Raw genomic sequence first — 6,913 nt, forward strand, 5'->3', positions numbered from 1 at the left:
GGCGAGCACCCGGGCCTCGCCGAGGGCCTCGGCCTGGCGCTCGGGCTCGCCGTGCTCGGCGACCCGCAGCAGCCAGCGCAGGCGCTGGTCCGGGTCGGTGCGGGTCTCCGCGGCCATGCGCTCGGCCAGGCGCGCGGCGGCGCCGAACTGCTCGCGGCGCAGCTCGAGGGTGAACAGGGCCTCGGCGATGGGGTCGCGCCTGGGGTCGCGCTCGGTCGAGCTGGCGTCCTCGCTGAGCTCGAAGCTGAGGCTCAGGAGCTCGGCGGCGCGCTCGTCCTGGCCGACGGCGAGCAGCAGGTCGCCGCAGCGCCGGGTCAGGGCGAGGGCGTCGAGGCGCAGCGAGGGCGGGGCGCGCTTGGGGTCGAGGCCGAGCTGCTCGGCGAGCAAGGCCACGCTGCGCTCGAGCTCGCGGATGGTCCCGGCGCGGTCGCGGGTCTGGGGCGGGAGCAGGGGCAGGAGGTGCTCGAGGGCGGCGTCGTGGCGGCCGGCCAGGGCCAGGGCGTCGCCGAGGCGGTACTGGAGATCCTCGCGGCGCTCCCCGGCCACGGACGCGACCGCGAGGGCGTCGGCGAAGGACTCGGCCGCGCCGACGTGGTCGCGCTCGGCCACGCGGCGCTCGCCCGCGACCACCCGCGCGCGCTGGCGGGTCGCGTCGTCCCCGGCCTTGGCCGCCGCGTCGGCGAGGCTGTCGAGCATGGCCACGTCCACGGGCTCGCGGCGCTCGCCGAACCACAGGGTCAGGTCGAGGACCATGGCCCAGCGCCCGCGGGCGCGGAGCAGGTCGAGCAGGCCCATGAAGGCCGCGCGGTCGTCGAGGGCGGCCTCGCAGCGCTCGCGCACGGCGAGGTGGAAGTGGCCGACGACGCGGTGCAGGGCCGGGCCCGGGAGCCCCGGCTCGGGGGACTCGATGCGCGCGTCGAGGGCCTGGCTGGCGCCGCGCCACACGGCCGCGAGGGCCTCGCCGTGGACGTCGAGCTCGCGCACGAGGGCGTCGATGGCGTCGATGTGGCGCTGGAGCACGCTCTCGGCCAGGGCGCTGACGTGGCGTTGGCGCTGGTCGTTGGGGGCCTCCTGGGCCGTGTCCGGGGTCTGGGTCTCGGGCTCGGGGCTGTCGTTGAGCAGCCGGGCCAGGGTCGCCTGCTCGGCGCGGCGGAGGATCAGGCGGTGCAGCTCGAGGGCCCCGGCGTCGGCCCGCAGCGCGGCGGCGGCGAGGCGGTCGGCCCGGGTCCCGTAGGCCGGGTCGCCGCCTTGCTCGGCCTCGATGGCGATGCGCAGCAGCTCGTGCAGGGCCTCGGCGCGCCCGGTCTCGATGGCCAGGCTCTCGACCCCGCTCCACCACGCCGCGATGGCCTTGACGCTGTCGTACTGCAAGGTCGCGCGCAGGGCCTCGAGGGTGACCTCGAGCTGGTCGGGGGCGTACTCGCGAGCGATGCGCAGGGCGGTGCGGGCCAGGGCGCGGCGCTGCTCTCGGGCGCTGGCGCGGGCGAGCTCGGGGCGCTCGGACAGGGCCAGGAGCCGCCTCGCGCACCGCTCCCCGGCCTCGCCGAGCAGGCGCAGCATCCGGCGGACCAGGGCCTGGAGGCGCTCGGCGGGGGCGTGGGCGGGGAGCTCGAGGATCTGCTGGTCGAGGCGGGCGAGCTCCTCGTCGACGTCGCCGAGCCCGCGCACGGCCCAGTCGCGCAGCTCGAGCAGCTCGGGGCGCTCGGCGACGGCGGGCGGGAGGGCGTCGAGGGCCTCGAGGCAGGTGCGCGGATCGTCGATGGCCCGGGCGGCGCGGGCGAGCTTCTCCCCGAGGCGCGAGCGGGCGCGGACGTACTCCTCTTCCCGGTCCGGATCGGACTGCGCTGGCCGCTGGGCCGCGAGCTCCCCGAGGAAGGCGCTGAGGATGCGGACGAAGCGGGCCTGCTCCCCGGCGACGACGCACAGCTCCTCGAGGTGGGCGACCAGGTCGGTCTCCGTCGGGTGCAGGCGCATCCCGGTCAGCAGCAGCTCGACGGCCTCCTCGCGCAGCTCGAGGCGCTCGGCGATGAGGTCGGCCTCGGCGATGAAGGCCCGCGCCGGCAGGCCGTCGCCGAGGGCCCGGCGCAGCTCGGCGCGGGCCTCGGCCTCGGCCTTGGCCTGGATCTGCGCCTCGTCCTGGCGCAGCAGCACGCGCACGCCGTCGCGGGTGGTCAGGCGCAGCCACAGCTCGGCGGCCTCGATGTGCGCCGCCGAGCCGGGCAAGCTCGCCCCCGCGGCGGTCTTGACCTCGCTCAGGGCGCGCTCGGGTTTTTGCGTGCGCTCGAAGATCCGCGCGCGCTCGAGCAGCAAGGTCGCGCGCTGCTTGGCCCGGGCGCGGCGGCGGGCCTCCTCGCCGGGGTCGTGCTCGCCCACGGAGGCGGCGACGGCCTCGGCGGCCTCGTCGTTGTCGAGGGCCGAGAGCAGGGTCTCGCTGTTGGCGAGGATCAACGCGTCGTCCCCGAGGCCCCGGCCGACCTCGAGCAGCTGCATCAGGGTCTCGCGGGAGTCGGGCTCGATGGCCATGGCGCGCTCGAGCCAGCCGCGGGCGCGCTCGAGCTCGTCGTTGTCGAGGGCGATGCGGGCCAGCTGGCGCGCGGGCTCGAGGAAGCGGCGGTCGCCGGTGGGCAGGCGCTGGGCGAGGCTGCGCCAGTGGCTGGCGGCGGCCTCGCGATCGCCCTCGAGCATGCGCAGGTCGGCGAGCTCGAGGCGGGGCTCGAGGCGCTCGGGGGCCAGGCGCAGGAGGTGCTCGAGGAGCTCGGCCCGCTCGCGCATGCGCGCGCTGACCTCGGCCTCGCTCGGGCCCTTGGCTTTGGCTTCGTCTTCGCCCTCGGCCTCGGCCTCGCCCTCGCGCTCATCGTTGGCGAGCGCGAGCATCGGCAGCATGCCCAAGAGGCGCTCGACGAGGCCGACGGTGCGGGCCCGATCGCCGCCGTCGAGGCCCACGGCGATGCGCTTGCGCAGCAGGGCCTCGAGGCGCTCGCCGTCGTCGAGGGCGCGCAGGCTGGCCTCGTAGGCGTCGGCGATGCGCTCGTCCTCGGGGGCGAGCTCGAGGGCCCGGGCGTAGAGCGTGGCCCGCTCGTGCTCGTCCTCGGCGAGCCGAGCCGCGCGCTCGAGCCAGCGCAGGGCCGCGTCGCCGTCGCCCCAGTCGCCGCCTTCGCGGGCGCCCTCGGCCTCGGCCATGACCGCGGCCCGGCGCGCCAGCTCGAGGGCCTGGGCGGTCCAGGCCTGCTGGGCCTCGGCGTCGGCGTTGGCGTCACGGGAGAGGTCGGCGAGCAGGGTGAACAGGCGCTCGGCCACGGCCAGGCGCGCCCGCGCGTCCCGGAGCCCGCCGGCCTCGGGGGGCGTGCGGTAGGCCAGGTCGAGGAGCTGGGCGGCTCGGGGCGACTCGCCGGCCTCGAGCGCGAGCAGGCCGCAGCGCCGCGCCAGCGGACCGAGCTCGACCGCTGTGGGCAGGCCTTTGCGGGACTCGCCGTCTCGCTCGGGGTCGAGCACGGCGACGAGCTCGACGAGCTCGCCGAGGGCCTCGCGGGTCTGGCCCGCGCGCTCGAGGGCCCGGCCGTTGACGTAGCGCAGCTCGAGGTCGTCGGGGCGCAGCTCCCGGGCGCGGGCCAGCTCGACGCAGGCGCGCTCGAGGGTGTGATCAGCCAGGCCCCCGCCCGCGCGCTCTTCGGCCAGCAGGCGCTCGTAGAGGCCCAGGCCCGCGCACCGCCGGGCCTTGCCCTCGGCCTTGTCGGCCCCGGCCACCGCCGCGTCCTCGGCCAGCTCGCGCCAGTGCTCCGGCTCGGCGCCCACGGACTCGAGCAGGGCGACGAGCTCCGCGAACGCGCCGAGCTTGCGCAGGGCCTCGCGCAGCGGGGCGAAGATCGCCGGCTCGGCGCCGTGGTAGCCGGCGACGTCGCGCAGGAAGGGCGCGCGCGAGGCCTCGTCGAGGGTGCCCGCGAGGCCGAGGTAGAGGCGCGCCCGCTCCCGGGCGTCCATGCGGTTGGCGTCGGCGAGGCCCTCGACGCGGGCCAGGGCCGCGGCGATCTGGGCTCGGCCGGTCGGGTCCTTTTCCTCGGCCTCAGCCTCGCCGTCGGCCTCGGCGAGGCGCTGGCTGGCGAGGGCGTGCAGGGGCGAGTGGTCGGGGAAGTCGACGGTGGCGCGATCGAGGAGCATCTCGCCGAGGTCGCCGAAGCCGGGCAGGGCGGCCCGGGCGGCCCGGTCGGCGGTGCGGATCAGCGCGGCGGCGGACTCGAGGGCCCGGCGGTCTCGGGTGCCGTGGTGCAGGGCCGTGGCCGCGAGCTGCTGCCAGTGCCGCCGGACCCCGGCCACGCGCTGGCGCGCGGCGCTCTCGTCCGCGTCGATCTCGAGCACGACCTCGGGCTGGGCCACGCGCTCGATGAGCGCGGCGACGGCCTCGACCCCGAGCTCGAGGCGCTCGCCCGGGCTGGTGTCGGTCAACAGCTCGAGGCTGGCCTCGAGCAGCCAGACCTGGGCCGGGATCGTGGCCACGTCGCTGTTGGCGAGCTGGATCAGCCGGGCCGCGCCCGCGCCCGCGTCGTGCTCGAGCACGCGCATGAGCCGGTTCAAGAGCACGTCGTTGCCGACGGACTCGGCCGCGAGCAAGCTGCGGTCGAGCTCGCCGAGCTCGTCCTCGACCCGGTCGAGCTTGCGCACCGCCCAGACCCGAAGGTCGAGCATCTCGGGGGTCGCCGCGGCCGCGCCCGAGAGCCGGTCGAGGGCCTCGAGGGCCGTGCGCGCCGACTCGCTGGTGCGGGCGGCGAGGGCCAGCTCGCGGCTGAGATCGTCGCGGGCGGGCCCGGGGCTGAGGGCGTCGACGACCCGGCGGAGGGTCCGGAGCACGCGCTCGCTCGCGGCCTCGGGGTCGAGGGGGCTGCCCTCGACGGGGGCCTCGCCGTCGGACTCGGGCGCGCTCGGGGCGAGGGCCGCGATCTGGGTCAGGCGGGCGCGCAGATCCGCGGACTCGGGGCTGGCGATGAGCAGGCCCTCGACGCGCTCGAGGGCCTCGTCGATCTCGCCGAGCTCCGTGAGCAGGTCGAGCTCGCGCACGGCCTGCTCGCGGCTGAGCTCGGGGCCGAGGGCGTGGCGCAGCTCCACGCGCGCGTCGAGCTCGCGGCGGGCGCGGACCAGGGGATCGCTGGCCTGCAGCTCCGGGTGGTCGAGGAGCTCGAGCCAGCGCTGGACCAGGTCGCGGTGCAGCTCGCTCGCGGGCGTCGCGTGGCCCACGGCGCGCTCGAGGGAGTCGAGGGCCCCGGCCAGATCGCCGAGCAGGGTCTGGGCCCGGGCGACGTCGCCCTCGAGCTCGGCCACGCGCGGCCCGGGCAGGCCGGAGGGGCGCTCGAGCAGGGCCTGGGCCGCGGCCAGCACGAGCTCGGGGTTGTCCAGGGCGCAGGCGACCTCATGGCGGCGCTCGAGGGCGTCGAGGTCGTCGGGGCGCTGACCAAGGGCGCGCTCGAGCAGGCGGTGGGCCTCGGCGCGGGCCCCCTCGGCGCGGCCCTTGGCCAGCTCGCGCTCGGCCAGGCGGCAGGCGATCTCGAACACGCGCGGGTCGTCGTCGGGGAGGGCCGGCTCGGCGCGGGCCCACAGCTCGAGGGCCTGGGCGCGCCGGTCCTGCCGGCGCCGGGACTCGGCGACGATCATCAGGGCCTCGGTGTGGTCCGGGGCCAGGGTCAGCAGCTCTTCGTGGAGGGCGACGCGTTCCGCCTGGGCGTCTGGATCGAGGTCGAGGTCGAGGTCGTTCTCGGAGTTGCGCAGGCTGACCAGCGACTCGAGGCTGGACACCCAGGTCGCGCGCAGCTCGGGGGCCAGGTCCGCGTTCAGGCTGGCCTGCAACTTGGCGTCGAGGGGGTCGAACGCGCGGTGGTCGAAGCCCGCCTCGAGCCCGGCGCTGCGGCAGCGAGCCAGGCGCTGATGGAGCAGCTTGTCGAGGGCGCCGGCCTCGCCCGCTTCGCGCAGCTCGGCCTCGAGCTCGTCGACCAGGCCCTCCTCGTCGGGGTCGAGCTCGAGGGCGCGGGCCAGCAGCTCGACGCGGCGCGCCCCCTGGCTGAGCCCCGCGGCCCGGCGCAGCCAGGCCACGGCCTCGCCCGTGCTCTCGACCTCGCCGGCGCGGGTGCTGGCCACGCGCGCGGCCTCGTCGTTGCGATCGATGGCGAGCAGGGCCGAGTACAGGCGCTCGGTCGCGGCCCCGCGGCGCCGCGCCGAGGACCGGGCGTGGGCCGGGGTCAGCAGCTCCACGGCCCGCTCGTAGCGGCCCAGCTTGGCCGCGAGGGAGCCGGCGTGGAAGGCCAGCTCGCCCCGCTCGACGCCCGCGGCGGACCACTGCTCGCGCTGCCAGAGGGCGTCGAGCTGGGTGAAGGCGAGCTCCGAGTCGCCGAGGCGGGCGTGGCCCAGGGCCAGGCGCCAGCGCAGGTCGGCGCGCTCGGGGTCGAGGCTCAGGGCGCGGGTGAGCTCGGCGAGGGCCGGGCGCACGCGGCTGGGGCTCAGGCGCAGGGCCGAGGGCGAGGTCTCGGCCAGGGCGAAGTCGAAGTCCTCCGTGGGCGAGGGGCCGAACAGCGCGCCCACGGGGCCGCTGGCCCCGACCTCGTCGGTCTCGAACTCCAGCCCGGCCGCGGCCGCGAGCCGATCGCCGGCCCGGACCCGGGCCCGGACCTCGCTCTCGACGTCGCCCGTGCGCCCGGCGGCCTCGGCCACGCGCAGCCACGCGTGGGGGTTCTCGGCGGTCTGGCGGGCGATGCTGTCGGCCTCGCTGCGGGTCCGCGCGAGCTCGAGCAGGGTCAGCAGCTCGGGCCAGCGCTCGCGCCGGTGGAGGACCTCGAGCAGCTCCGTGAACAGCGGGCTGTCGTGGAGGTGCTGCTCGGCGCGCTCGCGCAGGAAGGTCGCGGCCGCGGTCGCGTCGAGCTCGTCCTCGACCCGG

The 6,913-nt window shown here is 77.5% G+C and carries 1 protein-coding gene; it reads right to left on the reverse strand.

Going from position 1 to position 6,913, the window contains the following annotated elements; genetic code table 11:
• Window positions 1–6,913, reverse strand: a 6,913-nt coding sequence (locus tag PPSIR1_RS40945; RefSeq protein ID WP_006977230.1) for a hypothetical protein, incomplete at both ends; no start/stop codon positions are given.

Source organism: Plesiocystis pacifica SIR-1, assembly GCF_000170895.1.
Taxonomy (GTDB): Bacteria; Myxococcota_A; Polyangia; order Nannocystales; family Nannocystaceae; genus Plesiocystis; species Plesiocystis pacifica.